Consider the following 19,283-nt stretch of genomic DNA (forward strand, 5'->3'; position numbering starts at 1 on the left):
GACAAAAGAATGATCGACATCACCGAAAAAAAAATCAGCCTCCGATCCGCGGTGGCTGAGGGGTTTGTATATTGTAATCCTGAAACGTTAAAAAGAATTCGCGAGAATACCCTCCCCAAGGGAGATCTTTTCGGAATTGCAAAAGCAAGCGGACTTCTTGCTTCTAAAAAAACATCCGATCTCATTCCTCATTGTCATCCGGTAAACATCGATTTTTTTGATCTTTCATTCGAACTTGTAGAAAAGGGAGTTAAGATTACCGCGACCGCAAAGTCGATCGGAAAGACCGGAATCGAAATGGAAGTTTTAACCGGACTCAGTTTGGCGGCGTTGACGATCTATGATCTTCTCAAACCGATTGATAAACAATTAGAAATATCCTCCATACGGTTGCTCGAAAAAAAAGGCGGTAAGAGCGAAGTCCAATTTTCAAAGTTTGCGGAAGGTTCGAAAGCAGCGATTTTAGTTTGTTCGGATTCCACCTTTGCAGGTAAACGAGAGGATAGCTCAGGTAAGGTCATTGAAAGTATATTAAAAGATGCGAATGTTTTAATTCACGAATATACGATTGTTCCGGACGAACCGAACGAGATTCGTAAAAAAATCGAGGACTGGGTAGCCTCCGGCGTAGATCTAATCGTCACGACCGGAGGAACCGGATTGGGTCCGAGGGACAATACTACGGATACGGTAAAAAATCTTTTAGATCAGGAAATTCCCGGAATCGCCGAGGCGATGCGTTCCTTTGGACAAGACAGAACTCCTTATGCGATGCTTTCCCGTTCTCTCGCAGGGAGAATCAAAAAGACTCTGATCGTTTGTGTGCCCGGCAGTTCGAACGGAGCAAGAGAAAGTCTTAAGGCGATCTTTCCTGCGATCTTTCACGCGAAGAAGATGATGAGAGGAGAAGGTCATTGATCTCGATCGAGGAAGCTCTTTCTAAAATTCTCGAGGAAGTTTCAAAAGCAGAATCGGAATCGGTAGCTCTAAGAGAAAGTTTAGGAAGAACTCTTTCCAAAGACATATACGCGGATCGAGACTATCCGCCTTTTCACCGTTCTACGATGGACGGTTATGCGATCAAAAGCGCCGATTATGATTCTTCAAAAATCTATCATTGTAAAAAAGAAATCTTTGCTGGAATGGAATCCAACTTGGATCCGGGCGAAGAAATCGTGAAGATCATGACGGGAGCTCCCGTTCCGGAAGGTTTGGACGCGGTGATCAAGATCGAGGACAGTCAAGAGTTATCTCTTGAGAATTCGATTTCAAAAGTCAAATTGAATTCGGACAAAATATTCCATTTTATGAATGTAGCGGTTCGAGGAGAAGATCTAAAAAAGGGGGAATTCGTCCTCGGTTCCGGAACCAAAATAGGAATGCCTGAAATTTCTCTATTAGCTTGTTTGGGTGTGGATCTTGTTTCCGTAAATTCCTTGCCGACGGTTTCCATTGTCTCTACTGGAAACGAAGTCGTTCCGGTTGGGTCGACACCACTTCCGTTTCAGATCAGAGATTCTAATTCTTATTCTTTGATCGCCATTTTGAATCGATACAATATCCAACCGAAATCAATCGTTTTAGTTCCGGATGAAGAAACAAAAATCACCGAGGCTCTCGATAAGGGTTTGGAGTCGGATATACTTTTATTATCGGGCGGAGTTTCCATGGGAAGTATGGATTTGATTCCTCCCATTTTGGAAAAACTCGGAGTAAAAAAAATCTTTCATAAGGTTTCGTTAAAACCCGGTAAGCCGATTTGGTTTGGAAAAAAAGGAAAGACGGTCGTGTTCGGACTTCCGGGAAATCCATTCAGCGTTCAGGTTTGCGCGAGAATTTTTTTAGATCCTTATATTCGTTCTTATTTAGGAATGGAAATTTCCAAACCGCAGAGATATTCCTTCTATGGAAAAAGAAAAAAGAAGAACTCTTTACCGGAATACTTTCCCGTGTTTTTGGAAACGAAAGAGAAAACGGGGATCAGCGCAAAGTCGTTTAACGGAAGCGGCGATATTCGCGCGGGTTTGTTTTCGGACGGGATCGCGTTGCATCCCGCGGAACAAGGAGAGGTTTTAGAAGGAGACGTTTTGGATTATTACCCTTGGTAAGAATTAGGTTTAAATTTTAAGTTTACTTTTTCTTCTTTGAACTTGGTTTCTTTGGTTTTTTAGAATTCAGGTGATCCATCAATTTTAAAATTCTTTTGGTTCTTGTTTCCGAAGTTTTGGCCTCTAAGATGGATTCGACGTATTCTCTTTGATGAGACCAGGAGAGCGTTTCAAAGGATTCTTTTGAAGACTTCGATTTTGAAAACGTTTTGAGAACGTCTTCGGGAAGTCGAACGGTCTTTTTTTCGTAATTGATATATTTTGATAATCCCGGCTTTTTTTGTTTTTCCTCTTTCGAACCTCCCTTTTTTACTTTGTCTTTCTTTTTAAACCTCATGGCTGACCAAGTTTCGTTTAACGACACTAAGGCGACCCCGTCGTAGTTTTCTTCAGAAAGAGGTTCCCAGCCGTGATCTCTTTCCAAATCTGTCTGAATACCCGAAGACTTTTTCGGATAAGCGACCCAGAAAAGAACATTCTCTTTTAAGTTTTTTTTAATCTTTGAGAAAGACGATTTGAGCGAGGATGAAGAATCTACAAAAAGAAGAATTCCATTCGCTTCGGAACTTTGATCGATGAATTTCACTCCTTCTATCGGTTCTGAAGAATAGATTTCGTTTTTAGAAAACACGAAGACCTTGTCTCCGTTCTTGAACTTCATCTTCTTGATTGTAGGCGAATTGAATTCGATCATGATCGAAATAAGAAATTTCAATCCGAATAAATTGCAAATCAAAAAGAATCAGTCGATAAAATCGAATTGTGGAAAAAAACAAAACGTTTCTCTTTGAGAAAAATCAGAATGTATAGTGAGTTTTACCGCTGAGAAGTTTTTCTAAAAGTTCTGCGAGGTCGCCTTTGCGAAACGGCTTACGAAGACTCGCTGAAAAACCGTATTCTTTCGGCGAAGAAATGACAGGGTCTTCGGAATAACCGCTCGACGCGATCGCAATCACATTCGGATCCAATTTTCGAATTTCAGAAATCGCCTTTTCTCCGCCCATTCCGCCGGGGATCGTGAGATCAAAAATTAAAATATCAAAAGGTTTGAAAGAATTTTTGGCTTCTTTGAAGAGTTGAATTGCGTCGGATCCGTTTTTTGCACTGACCGTATGGTATCCCATCTTTTCCAACATCTCCGAGAAAATCTCGATAATAAAGTCCTCATCATCCATTATAAGAACCCTTCCGAGTCCTTTGTGATAATTTATTTCCTTGTGAGGATTGGATTTGATTTCGTTTTGTGAAACTGGTAAATAAATATTGAATGTACTTCCGACTCCTAATTCGGATTTGACTTCGATTCCTCCGTCGTGTTTCTGAACGATTGAATAGGAAGTCGCCAATCCTAAACCGGTTCCTTTTTGTTTGGTCGTAAAGAAAGGTTCAAAAATACGCGGGAGTAGATCTTTGGGAATTCCGGTTCCGCTGTCTTGAACTGAAATTTGTATGTAGTCTCCTTCCTTCAAACGAACAGAATTGTATTTACCGAGATACATATTCTTTGCCGAAACCAAAATTGTTCCGCCAAGAGGCATCGATTGAATCGAGTTTATAATGATATTTTCCAGGACTTGATGGATTTGATTCTCGTCGAAATCGCAAAGCCCCATAGTTTCTTCAATTTCAAAATGACAGGATACGTTTGAACCGCTTAAAGAAAACAATACGCAGTCGTTTATGATAGGAGCCAGTGATCCCGTTTTGCGAATTGGTTTTCCCCCTTTGGCGAACGTTAACAGTTGTTGCGTTAGATCCTTTGCTCGATTGAAAACCGTAATAGCCTTATCTAGATATCGCGTGTTTGATTCTCCGGCTTCCGCTTTTTCACGAGCAAGATCGATGTAACCGAAAATTCCTCCGAGAAGATTATTAAAATCGTGAGCGATTCCTCCGGCTAAAACTCCAAGGCTTTCCAATTTTTGCGCGTGTAACAAACGTCTTTCCAATTCGAGGCGATCGGATTCTGCACGTTTGCGATCGGTGATATCGGTTCCGATACTGATCGTTCCGATGATGCGGTTGTTCCTATCTTGAAGAATCGTATTGTCCCACTGGATTAATTTTTTTTCTCCGCTTCTTGTTCGCAGATAATTTTCATAGTGAAGCGGGAGGGCCTTGGTCCGAATCGCTTCTTTGAAAATCGACAACACTTGTTCTCTTTCTTCCGGAAGTAAAAAGTAATCGAACCAATTGTTTCCGATGAGCTCTTCTCTTTTCCAGCCGGTTAGATTCAAAAGATAATCGTTACAAAAGGTTATATTTCCTTCCGAGTCCAAGCCCAAACCGATCAAATTTATATTTTCTAAAGTTACACGAAATCTTCGTTCCGATTCTATGAGCGCGGTCTCGGCTAACTTTTGTTCATCGGATTCTTTTTTAAGAAGAATAAAATAGCGATTGAGAATAATAAACAGAAGCAAGGTCGTGATTCCGACAAAGCTCCAGCCCTTGTATGTTTGCAAGGTAGTAAGAAAGAGCGGGTCCAAAGAAAGTAGGCTAATGAATTGATCCGAGAGAAAAATCCAGGCGGAAGCGAATATGAGATATAAAAAAGAAACTTTGGCCGGGGCAGATATCAAAGGATACTTGAGCATAAGTGGTAAGTTATAAAACGATACAGATTCCATTTGGAAACGGGAATCTTAATTTTATTTCTACGATTTTATTTTTGCCATTTCGGGAGAGCCTTTTCCCTTTATAGAAAATTCTAAAGTGAAAAGCTTATTTGATTGAATAGCCCTTTGTACGTAGTTGAACGCTTGAAAGGATTGCAAGAACAAGCAAGGACGAATCAATTCAGGCGTCATTTTGCGCTTTTTTAAGAATTCATTTCTAAAACTGGAAAGAAGTAAGAATTTATTTTTCCTCTTTTCGTCACGAGGCGTCATTTTTTGATCGAAAATGATCTTGTAAAGCGACCTCAGTTTTTTAAGATCGTGGCCTAATGATTTCCTTATTTCGCTGGATTCTGCCCGCAAAACCAAAACCCCTTTTACCTCCGGAAGAAATCGAAAAAAAATATCCTCGTTTTCGTTGGAGGATCTTAGAAGCGACCTTTATCGGTTACGCCGTGTTCTATTTGGTTCGGAATAATTTTCCCGTCGTTTCCAAGGAAATGGGAGAAGCGCTTCATTACAGTCAGGAAGAGATTACGAATATTCTCGCGGTAACTGCGATCACATACGGGATCGGTAAATTTATCATGGGAGCGTTATCGGATCGAAGTAATCCCAGATTCTTTATGCCCCTCGGTTTGTTTTTAACCGCAGTTTGTAATTTGTTTTTTGGCGCATCGAGCGATTATGAAACTCATTTTTATCTCTGGGCTTTGAACGGATTCGTTCAAGGAATGGGCTGGCCTCCTTGCGGAAGATCTTTGGGACACTGGTTCGGTGTTGCGGAAAGAGGTTCTACATTTGCGATTTGGAATATCGCGCATAACGTGGGCGGCGGTATCGTCGGCGTGGTTGCGGCCTATAGCGCCTCTTGGTGGGGATGGAGAAACGCATTCTACATTCCAGCTTCAATTGCAATCGTGACCGCAGTATATCTTCTTTTTCGATTGTTGGACACTCCGCAGTCTGTTGGTCTTCCATCAATCGAAGAACATCAGGAAGATCCGGAAAAAGAATTAAGAATTCCCGTTGCCGATCAGGAAAGGGAGCTGAGTTTTAAAGAAATCATCGTTCAAGCTGTATTCAAAAATTATTATATATGGACCTTTGCATTTGCTAACTTTTTTGTCTACGTGGTTCGTTACAGTCTTACAGATATCGGACCGACCTATTTGAAGTTTGCAAAAGGAGCGACTTTGGAAAAAGGAGGTGTGAGCACCTTGATCTATGAATTTGCCGGAATCGGTTCCACATTGCTCGTGGGTTGGGGCTCCGACAAACTCGGAGGAAAGAGGGGAATGGTGAGTTTTCTATGTATGGTCCCGATTCTATTCGCTTTGACCGGATTGCTCTTTACTCCTCCCGGTTATCTCTGGCTGGATCTCACACTGTTCGGAGTCGTCGGTTTTTTTATCTATCCGCCGGTCATGCTTTTAGGAGTGGCGGGATTGGATTTTACTTCGAAAAAGGCGGTCGGAACTGCGGCGGGATTTATCGGTTTATTCGGTTATCTCGGTAGAACGAGTCTTTCAAAAGCCGTTGGATGGATGAGCAAGCAAGAAGGATTCCATTGGGAGCAATCCTTATATTTGATCATCGGAGCTACTTTGATAGCGCTCGCTTTATTGGCCGTAACGTGGAGCTGGAAACCTAAGGCTTAAAGAGGTTTTCTTTTGCCTTAGGTCTTCGATCTAAAGTTTTTCCTTTTGACTATTGCTCAACACAAATCACGTTCGCTGAGGAACCTAAAGCATCGCAGGTGGAAGCAAAATAGGCGATCGCTGCGGAGGTGATGCTTCCCGCCCAACCAGTCATTCCATCCACGGAACTGCTGGTGCTCGTCCAGTTGGAACAGTTCTGGCTCGAGAGAAGAGCCCAAGTATTATCGAATCCCGTTACATAACCGCAGGCGTTGCTTCCCATTGGACAAGCAAACGCAGCCGTAACTCCCGCGTTGGAACTTACCTTATTCGTCCATGAAAATGGAAGAATGGAAGCGCTGTTAGACGAAGCTATGATTGTAGTATTGTCAGTTCTATAGTAAGTGTAAAGAGGTTTGAGAGGCCAGTCGCTGGTAGGTGTTGGAAGCGGTTTTCTCGTAGAGGTTCCCAACAACGCGATAACCGTCCCGGAAACTCCGCCCGGTTTATTGGAAGAACAAAGGGTATCTGCGCCGGCCTTTCCTCCTAAGTTCCCAGTCCCACCGTTTCCGGCGTTCACCATATAAATTCTTTTATCATTATCGTTGATAGTTACGCTTGAAGTCGTAGACACGTTAGTCGCACTTCCAATTGACTGAGAGACTCTTGCTGTAATGACTTCGCTTTCGTCTGCAAAATCCGGGGTCCCTGTTTCATTCGTTCCGCTAATGATACGATTTACGGCGGTAGTTCCTAGGGTAGTAGGAAGAGCGGAATTGACGCTGAGATTTGCCGGAAAATTCGGATAAGAAATGCTAACAGTACTCGATGGAGTCGGGCTCGGCGGGTGAGAGAGATTCAGGGTAAAATTGGTGGAGGCATTGGTCGTACCTTCGACAACGGTAAGACTTGAAGTAATAACGACCGAGAAACAATAGACATCGATGTTAGTTACGTTCGCCGAAGCCGTACCGGTATTATTGTATATATTGCAGGAAAGATTGGTCGGAAATCCGGTGATAGAAACGTTATAAGTCCCTCCGCTACTGAGCGAAGTAGAGAATTGATAGGTCCCCGCTCCACCGGTGATTCCCGGCGACGTAGGAAGAATGGTAACGTTACTGCTTCCGTTTGTTAACGTAAGACTTCCACTGACGAGACCGGAAACGTTTCCTCCGAAATTAAATGTCGAAGTACCGGTTCCTCCGGAAGTTGCGGTCGAATTTTGCTGATTGCTTACGGGAGTATTTACCACTTCCGTTGCGACAACTTGTAGGACGGTTCCTAAACCTTTCGAGGCATCCAGTTGCATTTTGTCCGCTTGAGCGCATTGAACCAAGAAAATCAAAATGGATGAAATAAGGGTTAGTTTTAGCATAAAATTGTCCTCATTCAAGATAACTCATGGAAGAAAATTTATTTACCAAAATTTCCTTTTTTATAAGAAAAACGGGCATTTTATTTTTTAGGAATCCCGGAGTTCCGACCCATCCTCTTTTGTTTTTTATGTCCAAATCAGAAAAATGAAGAATTTTCCGATTTATGAGGAGTTCATGGGCTATTTCCCGTCCTTGAGGCTTTTATTTTGGAAAATCGAATCAACGGATTGGGCGTTTTACACTTGCCTTCCCGAAAACCGTTCAATAGCTTTCTGTTATGGTACACCCTTGGCATGATATTTCTCCGGGAGAAGAGATTCCGGAATTTGTGAACGGAATTATTGAAATCAAACGCGGCAGCAGAGCGAAGTATGAAGTAGATAAGGAATACGGGATTCTAAAATTAGATCGGGTTTTGTATTCTTCTTTTTATTATCCTGCGAATTACGGATTTATTCCCCAATCGTATTGTGGAGATCACGACCCTTTGGACATTCTGGTCCTTTCTCAAGTGGAGCTCGAACCGCTTTGTCTGGTAAAATCGAAAGTAATCGGAGTGATGAGAATGTTGGATTCCGGCGAGGAAGACGATAAAATCATCGCGGTCGCCGCCAACGATATGTCCGTAAATCACATCAATGATATCTCGGAACTTCCTCCGCATTTCACTCTGGAGTTAAAACATTTCTTTGAAGATTATAAGAAACTAGAAAATAAAACCGTGGTCATCGAAGATTTTCAAAACGCAAAACTTGCTAGACAAATCGTTTTAGATTCTTTAGAATTTTATAAGAAGAATTTTCCTAAGAAGTAAAAATCAAACTTGGCCGGGAAAATCTCCCGGCTTGGTTCTCCAGCGCCTATGAACCCAAAAATACTGTTCCGGAAACAGTTTCACTTCTTCCTCTAAGGCTTTTGTCCAAACTTCGGTATAATGGCGGATTGCAGTTTCACGATCGTCGAAAGCTTTTTTATCCACAAATCCCAAGTCTTTGATTCGAACGATAACTTTGCCCTTTTCTCCGCAAAGAACTGAATAGAGCAACATCTTCGCACCTGTCAGATATGCCATCAACGCAGGGCCTTGATAAGTGGAAGCCGGACGATTGAAGAAATTTACAAAAATCCCGACCTTTCCCGCATTCTGATCGGAACCGAATCCCATCCAATAACCTTGTTTGATCAACTTTGCTACTTGGCTGGATTCATCCGTAGATACAAGTTTGATTCCATTCTTCGTTCTAAGTTTATAAATCAATCTATCAACATAAGGATTTCTTACTTTCTTATAAATCCCTGCGCCTTTCATTCGAATTCCCATAAACTGAACTAGAATTTCCCAGGTTCCAAAATGCCCGGAGATAAGAACGACTCCGATTCCTTCTTCGTTTGTCTTTCTTTCGATCTCTAAAGATTCTTTATCATAGACGAGATACTTATCCATCCATTTCTGATTGAGTCTTGGAGCATAAAGAGTTCCCGCGACTAAGTTTCCAATATGGAGAATGCTCTTCCATACGAGTTCTTTTTTCTGGGCTTCGGTATACTCAGGAAATGCATAAGAAATATTTTCATAAGCGATTCTTCTGTGCTTTCTGGCTAAGGGATAAAGAAGAATGACCAAACATTTTCCGAAGAATAAACAAAGACGATACGGTAAAATGCGAAAGGGAAGTTGGAATAGATAAACAAAGAGGAATGACGGAATGTAACGAATCAAGGGAGCCCCGTAATTGTTTTATATTACAAAGGGAATGATTTTGGCTCGGATTGACAAGCAAAAGAACTGCCCTTTTTTTCGACTTCATTGAGAATTCAAACTAAGAAGAATGAAGACAATGTTTTCTTCTGAATCTCAAATAAGAATCTTGCTTCTTTTTTCATTTTGAAATATTCTTTTTGTCAATACCAAGTTTTGAACTCGAAAAAAATCCGCTTTGTCTAAATGGAAGCTCCGAGAGTTGACCGCAAAGGGTAGGTTGGAAATTCTGGAATTAGCCTTTTTAATTTTTTTGTAAACGCGACGCTTGCAAAAAGAAAAATCTTGTACTCATAAGAACCCATGAACAATCTGAAAACCTCCGTACACGAAATCTATCTTTCTCTTTCGGGAGAAGGAATTTCAACAGGATTGCCGACCGTCTTTGTTCGGATGGCGGGATGCTCCTTACGATGCGGAATGACGACTGGAAGAAAGTTGTGGTGCGATACTCCTTATGCGCTTTCTCCAAACGCAGGGGAAGAATTGGATCTTGAACAAGTTTTGAAACAAGTTCGAGAACTGAGTCCGGTGGATACGCAGATTCTCCTTACCGGAGGCGAGCCTTTAGAAGGTAGAAACCGCGATTTCAGCGTAGCATTCGGAAATGAAATCTTTAGAACTCGAAATCAATCGGGTTCTTATCCTCGACCAAGAGTGGAAACAAACGGAGCCGAGTCCATCGAAGGATTGGATTCGTTTGTCTTTACTTTGGATTATAAGCTTCCGGGTTCCGGGATGGAAGATCGGATGCTTTTGAAAAATTTAGAAATCTATAAAGATAGAAAGAACGATTTGGATGAAATTAAGTTTGTGATTCGAGATAGAATGGATTTTGACAGATGTGTCGAAGTGATTCAAGAGTTTCGGTTATTCGGAAATCTTTTGGCTTCTCCGGTGCAGGGCGAATTGTCTCCGGAGCTTCTTTCGGAATGGATCAAGTCTTCGCTTGGTTCCGGGCTTCGTCTTTCTCTGCAAACCCATAAGTATATATGGGGCGATCAAAGGGGAGTTTAGTTGGAAGAAACCTTACAACTCAGCCTCGATTTCGAATCCAAGCAGCGTTCCGGATACAGAGGAGATTTCTGTTTTCTTACCAACTCACCCGAGTTAGGAATCGGAAAGATCGTATCTTCGGAAGAAGGTAAGCTTACGATTGAATTTGCTTCCGCTTCTTCAAAAAAAACGGTCTCTGAAAATTCTCCTCATTTAAGAATTCTTCCCGGTTATCCGTCTCCGCTGAGAAATATCGGGGAACAGCCGAGCCTGATGGATCTTTCGCTGACCGCGTACGAACTCAAGCTTACTCACGCGTTTGATAAACTTTCGGCGCTTTCCAATTCCAGAACTAGGCTTTTACCTCACCAGATCGAATCTACTTATATCGTAGTCAATAGTCTCCGTCCTCGTTTTATTTTGGCGGACGAAGTCGGTTTGGGCAAAACGATCGAAGCCGCTCTTGTTATGAAGGAGTTGATCTTTCGAAGAGGTTACAAAAAAGTTCTGGTCGTCGCTCCTTCTCCACTTTTGGTGCAGTGGCAACAAGAGCTGAAGAATAAGTTTAACGAAGACTTCGAAATCGTGAAGAGAAAGAATTTTCACACCGAAGGCGAGAAGAATTGGAAGAACTTTCAACACGTCATAACTTCCGTTGACTTTATCAAAAATCCGAAATACGCGGAAGAAATTTTAAAAACAAAATGGGACATCGTCATCTTTGACGAAGCGCACAGACTTCGCAGAGACTATCATAAAATCACAAGAGCCTATTTATTTGCGGAAAAAATCTCCAAAAAGTGCGAATGTCTTCTTCTATTAACGGCGACTCCGTTTCGCGGAAAATTAGAAGAACTCTATTATTTGATGCATCTGATTGATCCGAATATTTTAGGACCATATCATACATTCGTAAATGATTATATACTCGGGAATAAAACCGATCTCAAAGAAAAAATTTCCAAAGTTCTTTTGAGAAGAAGAAAGGTCGAAGTCGGCGGTTTTACAAAACGATTTGCAAAAACTGTAAGAATCGAACTGTCTCCAGTGGAAAGGGAATTTTACGAAGAAACAACCAACTACGTTCGTAGGGAATACAATCTCGCGATGAGAACACAAAACCGAGCGATCGGATTTGTTATGATTGTTTTTCAGAAACTTTTGGATTCTTCCGTATTTGCGCTTTTGTCAGCGCTCACAAAACGAAGATTTCTTTTGGAAAATCGATTTCATCATATTAAACAAATGGAATCTAAGTTGGAAGAATGGGACTTGGATGAAACCGAAGACGTGGAAGAATTTGTCTCCGGTTTGGACGAATCGGTGCAACTCGACCTTCAGAGTTTAAGAAGAGAACTTCTTTCTCTCAATCGATTGATTCTTCTCGGAAAAAAAATCAAAGAAGATAAGAAGTCGATCAAACTCAAAGAAACCATTCTAAAATTACAGAAGGAAGGACATCCTAAGTTTATCATCTTTACTCAGTTTAGAACGACTCAGGATTTTCTGGCGTCCGTCTTGGCTGAATTTCAAGTGACTCTGTTTCACGGTTCTTTGAGCGCGGATGCGAAAGAAAGGGCGATCGTAGAATTTAAAACGAAAACAGAAATTCTTATTTGTACCGAAGCCGGAGGAGAAGGAAGAAATCTTCAGTTTGCGAACGTACTTTTTAATTACGATCTTCCTTGGAGTCCTCTAAAGATAGAACAAAGAATCGGAAGAATCCATAGATTTGGACAAAAGGACAACGTCTTTATTTTTAATTTTGCGAGCAAGGACACCGTGGCGGAACGAATCCTCGAAGTGCTCACAAATAAAATTCGTCTTTTTGAAGAATCGATCGGCTCATCGGACGAACTCTTAGGCGCGATCGAAGACGAATTGGATTTTAATTCTTCCTTTATGAAATTTGTTACGGGCAATAAATCCAAAGTCGAAATGGAAGATGAAATCGATAACAGAATCAAAATCGCTAAAAAAGGTTTTGAAAAGTTAAGCGATCTCGTGACTCCAAAGATGATCGACTTTAATCTTTTGGATTATTACAGTCATACCCTCGAAGAACGTTCGTTTAACAATACTCACCTGGAAGAATTCGTATCCCGGTTTACGCGGACGTTTCCGGAAGAGGCGGGTTTTAAACTCGTCAAAAAGAAACCTCAGGTTTACGAAATCGAATCGGCGCTTTATAAAGGAAAGTTCGGAACTTTCGATTCGGAACTTGCGCTTCAAAACGATAGCTTGGAATTTTTAGCGTTCGGACATCCTCTGGTTGACAAAGCCGTTTCTCATTTGATTCAGAATCAAAAAGGTTGGGGGACTTCCTTTCATTCTATTTCTAAAAAAGAATATTACGTTTTCTTGGTGGACTTTCAATTTACCCTCAACCGAACCGAGTTGTTTTACTTTGAATGTAGTCGACAGAGCGGAAGTATCAAACAAATACAAGAACTTCCCGAAGAACTGAGAGACTTCGATTCTGATTCTAAAATGAAAACAACTGACATGGAACTCCCGGCTCGGTTTGAGGAAAATTTAATCCGAACTTATTTGGCTTTGGATGAAATCGTAGAATCGCGTAAAAAGCAGCTGGGAGATCAAACCCTGGATCTTTTTCAAAAAGAAGAATTTAAGATTCGCACGAGCAATCAAAACACCCTAAGACAACTCGAAGAAAAACTGATGCGTCAGGAAGCAGCTTTCAAATGGGAAGGAAAACCCGAAAAAAAATCCGCGATGAATCGAACTCGAAACGAGATTCAGAAGGTAAAAGAAGACTTTGATCGAGAGCTTCGGAAAGTCAGAAACGGAAAAACCATTCAACACCGTTTTCAACTTTTCCAAGTATATTTGCCGGACTAAACCCGGCTCCTTTTCCTGCTCGACATCCGATTTTGGTCGAGGTTTCTGGACCTTAGCAATTGGAACGGAGCCTGACGACGTGAAACTTTCCTTAGACTGGATGAATGACTTTGCACCTTTGAAAGAGGTCGGTCTCGATGCGATCTTAAAAAAAATTGCGATTTCGGTTTGTGAAATCGACGGCGCCGATCCCTTTCGTCCCGAGTTGGATTTTGTAAAAATTGTAAAGATAGAATCTCTTGAAAAACATCCTTCCGCAGATAAACTCCAAATCGCGCAGGTCACGAACGGTTCCGCAAAATCCCAAATTGTCACCGGCGCCACCAATGTAAAAGTTGGGGACTTGGTTCCGCTCGCAATTCCCGGCGCAAAACTGGGAGATAAGGAAATCTTAGAATCGGAACTGAGAGGAGTGAAAAGTTCCGGAATGCTCTGTTCCGAAAAAGAATTGTCCCTTGCAGAAGAAAGTTCCGGTGTTTGGATTTTAAACGACGTGGAAGGAGCCGAGATCGGAAAATCGATCCGAGCTCTATTACATTACGATGATATCATATTCGACGTGGATAATAAGTCGATCACTCATAGACCGGATCTTTGGAATCATTTCGGTTTTGCGAGAGAACTTGCGTCGCAGCTGAAACTTCCGGTTCAATTTAATCCTTTTGAGTCTCTTTGGAATTTTGATCTCAACATTCCTCTTCCAAAAGTATTAGAAAATCAGAATGCACATTCTTACTACGCTTCTTCGATTCAGGGAGTTTCGATTCTTCCTTCCAAAAGAAAGTTTCGGGCGAGATTACAAAAATGCGGAATTCGAGTGATCAATAACGTCGTTGATATTTCCAATTACGTAATGCTCGAGATGGGACAACCCACTCATTTTTTTGATAAGAAATTCTTGGAAACTCAAGGTGGGATTTCTCTCGAAGTATCGTTTGCGAAGAAGGGAGAAAGTTTTGCTTTGTTGGATGAAAGTTCTCCCGCTCTGGAAGAAGAAATTCTTCTCATACGAAATCAAGGAAAGCCGGTCGCGATCGCCGGTGTGATGGGTGGAAAAGAATCCGCGGTTCAGAACGGCTCCACCGAAATCGTAATGGAATCCGCCGTCTTCGCGAGAGAACGAGTTCGTAAATCAATCCGCCTAACAGGGATTCGGTCCGATTCTTCCGTACGTTACGAGAAAGGTTTGGAGGCGACTACAACTCTTCCTGTGATTCGAAGAGCACTCAATCTCTTAAAAGAAAACGGATGTACGGAACTCAAGGCTTCCGAGCCGGTTGGATTTTTACATACTCCTCATAAAGAAGTTCACATTCATACGGATATTCATTTTATCAATACAAAGCTCGGAGTAGAATTATCAAAGGGCGACGTTACCGATATTTTAGAAAGACTTCACTTCGGCGTTTCTTGGAAAGGAGAACACCTGGAAGTTTTGGTTCCTAAATTCCGTCACAACTACGACGTGACGATTCCGGAAGACCTCGTGGAAGAGATCGGAAGGACCCGAGGTTACGATACGATTCAAGTCGCTCCGGTTTTGGCTGAAGTAAAAACTCCGATTCGAAATCTGGGTCGTGAATTGGAAAGAAAACTCAAAACATTTTTTTCGGGAAGTCTTAGCTTTCACGAAGTTTATAATTATTCCTTTCAATCTTTAAAAGAAAATACGGTCGACGGAGATCCAAAACTTTCAGTTAAAATTAAGAATGAGATGCCGGAAGAACAAGCGGTTCTCAGAAATTCTTTGCTCCCTTCTCTTCTGAAGAATGTGAGAACCAACCAGGATCGTTTTTCGGAAATCAAATTGTTCGAGTTTGGAAGAACTTATTTCAATCTGCCGGAACCGAATAACGAAAAGAAATTCTTAGCCTATGCGGTCGCTTTTGAAAGAAAAAATTCAGAATCCGATTTAAAACTTTTAGAAGAAGATTTTCTAAATGTAAGAAAACAAATCGAATCTCTTCTTGAGTCCATTCGTCTTTTTGATTATTCCTGGGAGATCAAACAAGAATCCTTTTATCATCCCGCGGCGAGTTTGTCTTTGGTAGTCGATTCGCGACAAGTCGGAGTTTTAGGCTACGTCCATCCTGCGGTGTTGGATTCTTTTGAACTGAAAAAAAGGGTGATCTACGGATCATTTGATTTCTCCGCGATCGTTGAAATCTGGAATGCGAATCGTAAAATTTCAAGATTCGTTCCCCCTTCTCAATTTCCCGAAGCCGAGATCGATCTTTCGATTCTCATTGGAGAAAAGGAAAACACAAATCGTTTTACGGAACTTGTCAAAGAGGAGAAGATTCCCGAACTCAAAGACGGTTGGGTTTATTCTCAATTCTCCGGAGGAAACGTTCCCGAAGGAAAAAGATCGGTCAGTTATCGTTTCAAATTGGTGAACTACGAAAAAACATTTACGCAAGAAAGAATCAAAGAAATCTCCGATCAACTTGTAACTCTGGCCGGCAAAAACGGTTTTGCGCTGAGATAAAATGAAAATTCACGAGACCGCGTTTATTCATCCGCAGGCGTCAGCGATCGGTTTGGTCGAGATGGGAGCTTATTCTTCTCTTTGGCCGGGGGCCGTCGCGAGAGCCGATATGAATCAGATCGTTCTCGGAGAAGGCGTGAACATTCAAGACAATACTACCTTGCACACGGATTCAAGTAGAGGAATCCTGATCGGAGATTATACGTTAGTCGGTCATAACGCGATGCTTCACGGCTGCAAGATCGGAAGAGGTTGTCTTATCGGGATCGGAAGTATCGTGTTAGACGATGCGGAGATCGGAGACGGTTCTATGGTCATGGCGGGTTGTATGGTTCGAGGTGGAAAAAAAATTCCTCCCGGAGCGATGGTCATTCAGAAAGACGGTGAGTTAAAAATCTTCGAAGGAAAGGCAAAACCGATTTATACGGTGGCCGGTTGTTTGGAATATATCGCTCTTTCGAAACGTTTCAAAGAGGGAATTTTCGGTCCGTTTTCAAAGGAAGAGGAAATTGAATTTCAAAATCAGGCGAAGCTGATTTTAGAGAGAATGGGAATTCCTTTTAAAGGATAATCTATTTTGTTTCCCGGAAATCGAACGACTTCCGGAAAATCGTGAAAGAACTTAAATCTTAATAAACTTGCCCAAAAGTTCCGCGACTTTTTGCCCTTTGCTTTTTGCATCCTTATCGAGAAAGGTTCCCGTAAAGACGTGAGCTTTCTTATCTACGATAAATACCAACTGATAGTTGTGAACCTTATAACTTTTTCCCGCAATCGATTGTTCAAATCTGCTTTCAAGAAGCGCCGATTCTAATCCTTGAATCTTGGATTTTTTCGGAGGATTGATCATTTCGTATTTCTGAAAGACGGTTGGATAAAGACCGGTTACTGCAGAAATATAATCGTCGAGTGTTATTTCTCTCGGTTGTTTGGAAAGATCTTCTATCGTATAATTTACGTTTGTGTTGAAAGTCTGAGCCTCTGGGCTTCCCTGAGGATATTCGAAAAGGAAGAAGTTGATGCCCGCGACTTCCAGAGCTTTTTTAATCGCTCCTGAATTGTCAGAACTTGCCGCTATTTCCTGTGCTTGGTTGATGAGGTTTGGATTGTCATTAAAATACCAGCCTTCGTAGTTGAGCCCAAGCCCGAGGGACGGAAGTTGGATCACTTTAGAGTTCGGATCTAGGCTGTGTTCTTTTTTACAGTTAATAAGAAAAGAAACAATGAGAATCAAGAGTAAAGAATTTCGAATCGAATTGTATTTCATAAAATGCCCCTTAAGAAATGGAAAAGATAACTTTTCATGAAAAAAAGCCAATCAAATTACGCTTAGATCGGGAAATACTGGAAGGAATTCAGATAGAGAAATCTTATCTTTTGTTTTGAAATCTTCGATTCAAAACAAAAAAGCCGATCTACAAAGACCGGCTTTTCCGAATTCTAAGATTTTAAATTCGAATTAGAAAGCGAAAGAAAGTAAAACCTTGAATCGAGTGAAGATATCCGCCGCAGAAAATCCGAAGAGGAGTAAAAGAAAGAGTAAACCGGATCCAAAGATCACTCTGTTCATCACTGTATCGTATTTTAAGTGCATGAAGTAAGCAAGGACGAGAGACGCTTTCATCGTTGCCACTGCCATAGCGATGATCACGTTCATAGCTCCGAAGTCGATTCCCGCTACCCAAACGGTAATGAAGGTAAAGAAAATCAGAGTAGCGAAGATGAGAGAGTAGGTTTTAACGGGAATGATGTGGTGAGATCCGTGACCTTCTTCCGCGTGTTCCGCTTTTGCAGGAGCGCCATTCATCTTGCTCTGAGCTTTTGTAATGGCGTCTTGAAGCGCTTTTCCAAGTTTGTTATCTTTATTTCTGGAGATAAAGTCTTGGAGTTTATTTTCTTCCAAAATCTGAGAAAGAAAGTTAACGGTAAATCCCGCAAGCGTTGCGTTTACAATGGCACCAGCGCCGACCACGAAGCCGGTAAAGGGGATCAGAAATCCGATGCTAACGATTACATAAAGAGCGTAGTTTAAAAACAGTTCCATTTTATATCCTGAATTTGGACCGCAGAGTTTGCGGATGGTTTTCCGGGCGGTAAACCGCAACCTATGGGACATCCTGGCAAGGTCTAAAAAAGCCTCAAGTACATTTCAAAGGAGAATCTTTTTCCTCCATTCTAAGTAGAATTTTTGAATTCTTTCATACATAGATTGTGCCGAGTTCCCTTGAAATCCCAAAAGGATCCAGGCAGTTCCGTATGTTTTTCCATTTGAAAATCGATCCGGAGTGAGAGGAAGAATTTCTATTCCTTGAGAAATTCCCCACTCGAAAATCCATTCTGAAAATTCAGGAATCGGACGTTTTAAAGGAAGAGGAAGGATAGCGAGATTCGGATTCGTTATCAATTTTGCTTCGAGAAGAATTTCGGATCGGGAGAGTTCAAAGAGAATTCTTCCCATGGACCAACGAAAATTTCCTTCACTCAGCCTTCTCATTTTTGTTTTATTTTGAGAATGGAACTCAAAACCGTCCAGGGAAACAGGGCCGCTGTAATCCGGAGAAAAACTTTTAGATAGGGCTTCGACAATCGGTTGAAGATGAGATTGAATCCGTTCGGATTCTTTTTCCGAGGGAAGAAAGGCTCCGTTGTATTTTCCTTTTTCATCGCAGATTTGAATCGTGGAACCTTTTGAGGTCGGAACCCCGGCGTTCCAATCATAGAGGCAGGAAAAATCCGAGGTTCTTTTCACCCAAGGCTCGACTACGCAGGGAAACCAGGAGCGATCTTTCTCCGATTCGATTCCTTCCGAGTTTTCGGAGCCGAAAGAATTGAATTTAAGAATTTTATGTCTTCCCGAAAAACTAAATTCCGGTTTGAGAACGATCCTTTCCGGCGGGAATTCCGACCATTCTCCCGAGAGCGCGGAAAGATGAGAGATTCTTTCGAGAACCTTGGCATCGATATCCTGGAAACCCATTTCCGATTTCCAAAGAGTCAAAAGAATTTTAGAATTCAGTCTTTTAGAAAGATCCGCCTTCACGGAGGAATAAAGAATTTCACCGGAAGAATTTAGATCCGAAATCGATCCCCATTCTTCCCAGATGAAATCTTTTTCCACTGGAGAAGTTAGCAGATTCTTCTTTGAATTTCTTTTTAAGAATTGAATCGGACTAAGTTGAATTCCTCTCGATTCCCAAAATCGAACCCATCCCGGGTCCGGCGCTTCGCTGAGAAGAGAAACGGTTTGGCGATCTCGAAGCGATTGAAAAAGATAAAATAGATTTTCTAAGGTCCTATTTTTAAAATCCAGTTTTTCAGGCGCAATCTCTCCGGTTTTGAGTTCTTCTTCAAAAAAGCCGTTAAACCTGGAATAACGAGTCATAATATTCTGCATTTTTTTCGTTTGTAAGATAAAGATCGGGGGATAAGAATT

At 41.6% G+C, this 19,283-nt stretch carries 15 protein-coding genes; 8 read left to right on the forward strand and 7 right to left on the reverse strand.

Features of this window, described 5'->3' with window-relative positions:
- Nucleotides 1-9: 9 nt before the first annotated feature.
- On the forward strand, nucleotides 10-918 hold the full coding sequence (moaCB, locus tag A0128_RS01500) for a bifunctional molybdenum cofactor biosynthesis protein MoaC/MoaB (protein WP_069605908.1): 909 nt from the start codon (nucleotides 10-12) through the stop codon (nucleotides 916-918).
- Nucleotides 915-2,108, forward strand: a complete 1,194-nt coding sequence (locus A0128_RS01505) for a molybdopterin molybdotransferase MoeA (protein ID WP_069605909.1) — start codon at nucleotides 915-917, stop codon at nucleotides 2,106-2,108. Before moaCB ends, A0128_RS01505 begins: the two co-directional genes overlap by 4 nt.
- A 22-nt stretch (nucleotides 2,109-2,130) precedes the next feature.
- Here A0128_RS01505 and A0128_RS01510 read toward each other — a convergent pair whose 3' ends face one another.
- Nucleotides 2,131-2,802: a YdeI/OmpD-associated family protein gene (locus tag A0128_RS01510; RefSeq protein WP_069605910.1), complete on the reverse strand. Its 672-nt coding sequence runs from the start codon at nucleotides 2,800-2,802 to the stop codon at nucleotides 2,131-2,133.
- 103 nt (nucleotides 2,803-2,905) lie between these two features.
- The gene (locus A0128_RS01515; RefSeq protein ID WP_083244024.1) at nucleotides 2,906-4,738 is read right to left on the reverse strand and encodes a hybrid sensor histidine kinase/response regulator; all 1,833 of its coding nucleotides are present in this window, start codon (nucleotides 4,736-4,738) and stop codon (nucleotides 2,906-2,908) included.
- 317 nt (nucleotides 4,739-5,055) lie between these two features.
- Here A0128_RS01515 and A0128_RS01525 point away from each other — a divergent pair, with 317 nt between their 5' ends.
- On the forward strand, nucleotides 5,056-6,387 hold the full coding sequence (locus tag A0128_RS01525) for an MFS transporter (protein ID WP_069605913.1): 1,332 nt from the start codon (nucleotides 5,056-5,058) through the stop codon (nucleotides 6,385-6,387).
- A 49-nt stretch (nucleotides 6,388-6,436) separates the two neighbouring features.
- On the opposite strand, the gene A0128_RS01530 is transcribed toward A0128_RS01525, so the two are convergent.
- On the reverse strand, nucleotides 6,437-7,678 hold the full coding sequence (locus tag A0128_RS01530) for a DUF1554 domain-containing protein (protein ID WP_162274084.1): 1,242 nt from the start codon (nucleotides 7,676-7,678) through the stop codon (nucleotides 6,437-6,439).
- Between the two features lie 344 nt (nucleotides 7,679-8,022).
- Here A0128_RS01530 and A0128_RS01535 point away from each other — a divergent pair, with 344 nt between their 5' ends.
- Nucleotides 8,023-8,559 carry an inorganic diphosphatase gene (locus A0128_RS01535; RefSeq protein WP_069605915.1) on the forward strand — a complete coding sequence of 179 codons (537 nt, stop codon included), beginning with the start codon at nucleotides 8,023-8,025 and terminating at the stop codon, nucleotides 8,557-8,559.
- Nucleotides 8,560-8,562: 3 nt separating this feature from the next.
- Here A0128_RS01535 and A0128_RS01540 read toward each other — a convergent pair whose 3' ends face one another.
- Nucleotides 8,563-9,465, reverse strand: coding sequence for a lysophospholipid acyltransferase family protein (locus A0128_RS01540; RefSeq protein WP_069605916.1), 903 nt, complete (start codon nucleotides 9,463-9,465; stop codon nucleotides 8,563-8,565).
- Between the two features lie 342 nt (nucleotides 9,466-9,807).
- Here A0128_RS01540 and A0128_RS01545 point away from each other — a divergent pair, with 342 nt between their 5' ends.
- The 4 genes from A0128_RS01545 to A0128_RS01560 all read left to right on the forward strand — a co-directional run bounded on the left by A0128_RS01545 (nucleotide 9,808) and on the right by A0128_RS01560 (nucleotide 16,421).
- Complete coding sequence (locus A0128_RS01545; protein WP_069605917.1) at nucleotides 9,808-10,521, forward strand: 7-carboxy-7-deazaguanine synthase QueE; 714 nt, start codon at nucleotides 9,808-9,810, stop codon at nucleotides 10,519-10,521.
- Entirely contained in the window at nucleotides 10,522-13,362 is a 2,841-nt protein-coding gene (locus A0128_RS01550; RefSeq protein WP_069605918.1) for a DEAD/DEAH box helicase, read from the forward strand.
- Nucleotides 13,363-13,441: 79 nt separating this feature from the next.
- Nucleotides 13,442-15,850, forward strand: a complete 2,409-nt coding sequence (gene pheT / locus A0128_RS01555; protein WP_069609038.1) for a phenylalanine--tRNA ligase subunit beta — start codon at nucleotides 13,442-13,444, stop codon at nucleotides 15,848-15,850.
- Nucleotide 15,851: 1 nt separating this feature from the next.
- The gene (locus A0128_RS01560; RefSeq protein ID WP_069605919.1) at nucleotides 15,852-16,421 is read left to right on the forward strand and encodes a gamma carbonic anhydrase family protein; all 570 of its coding nucleotides are present in this window, start codon (nucleotides 15,852-15,854) and stop codon (nucleotides 16,419-16,421) included.
- A gap of 51 nt (nucleotides 16,422-16,472) precedes the next feature.
- Here the strand turns inward: A0128_RS01560 and A0128_RS01565 are convergent, their stop codons facing one another.
- From A0128_RS01565 to A0128_RS01575, 3 genes are all read right to left on the reverse strand, one after another.
- Entirely contained in the window at nucleotides 16,473-17,117 is a 645-nt protein-coding gene (locus tag A0128_RS01565; protein WP_069605920.1) for an LIC_13215 family putative lipoprotein, read from the reverse strand.
- A 192-nt stretch (nucleotides 17,118-17,309) separates the two neighbouring features.
- Nucleotides 17,310-17,894 (reverse strand): cytochrome C oxidase subunit IV family protein, encoded by a 585-nt coding sequence (locus A0128_RS01570; RefSeq protein ID WP_069605921.1) that lies wholly within the window; start codon nucleotides 17,892-17,894, stop codon nucleotides 17,310-17,312.
- A gap of 105 nt (nucleotides 17,895-17,999) precedes the next feature.
- Nucleotides 18,000-19,232 carry a hypothetical protein gene (locus tag A0128_RS01575; protein ID WP_069605922.1) on the reverse strand — a complete coding sequence of 411 codons (1,233 nt, stop codon included), beginning with the start codon at nucleotides 19,230-19,232 and terminating at the stop codon, nucleotides 18,000-18,002.
- Nucleotides 19,233-19,283 lie beyond the last annotated feature (51 nt).

The organism is Leptospira tipperaryensis (assembly GCF_001729245.1).
Taxonomy (GTDB): Bacteria; Spirochaetota; Leptospiria; order Leptospirales; family Leptospiraceae; genus Leptospira; species Leptospira tipperaryensis.

Excerpts from the sequence above, each read along its gene's own strand:
- moaCB (WP_069605908.1), top strand. The coding sequence starts at position 10 with ATGATCGACATCACCGAAAAAAAAATCAGCCTCCGATCCGCGGTGGCT.
- A0128_RS01510 (WP_069605910.1), bottom strand. The coding sequence starts at position 2,802 with ATGATCGAATTCAATTCGCCTACAATCAAGAAGATGAAGTTCAAGAAC.
- A0128_RS01515 (WP_083244024.1), bottom strand. The coding sequence starts at position 4,738 with ATGGAATCTGTATCGTTTTATAACTTACCACTTATGCTCAAGTATCCT.
- A0128_RS01525 (WP_069605913.1), top strand. The coding sequence starts at position 5,056 with ATGATTTCCTTATTTCGCTGGATTCTGCCCGCAAAACCAAAACCCCTT.
- A0128_RS01530 (WP_162274084.1), bottom strand. The coding sequence starts at position 7,678 with ATGCAACTGGATGCCTCGAAAGGTTTAGGAACCGTCCTACAAGTTGTC.
- A0128_RS01535 (WP_069605915.1), top strand. The coding sequence starts at position 8,023 with ATGGTACACCCTTGGCATGATATTTCTCCGGGAGAAGAGATTCCGGAA.
- A0128_RS01545 (WP_069605917.1), top strand. The coding sequence starts at position 9,808 with ATGAACAATCTGAAAACCTCCGTACACGAAATCTATCTTTCTCTTTCG.
- A0128_RS01560 (WP_069605919.1), top strand. The coding sequence starts at position 15,852 with ATGAAAATTCACGAGACCGCGTTTATTCATCCGCAGGCGTCAGCGATC.
- A0128_RS01565 (WP_069605920.1), bottom strand. The coding sequence starts at position 17,117 with ATGAAATACAATTCGATTCGAAATTCTTTACTCTTGATTCTCATTGTT.
- A0128_RS01570 (WP_069605921.1), bottom strand. The coding sequence starts at position 17,894 with ATGGAACTGTTTTTAAACTACGCTCTTTATGTAATCGTTAGCATCGGA.
- A0128_RS01575 (WP_069605922.1), bottom strand. The coding sequence starts at position 19,232 with ATGACTCGTTATTCCAGGTTTAACGGCTTTTTTGAAGAAGAACTCAAA.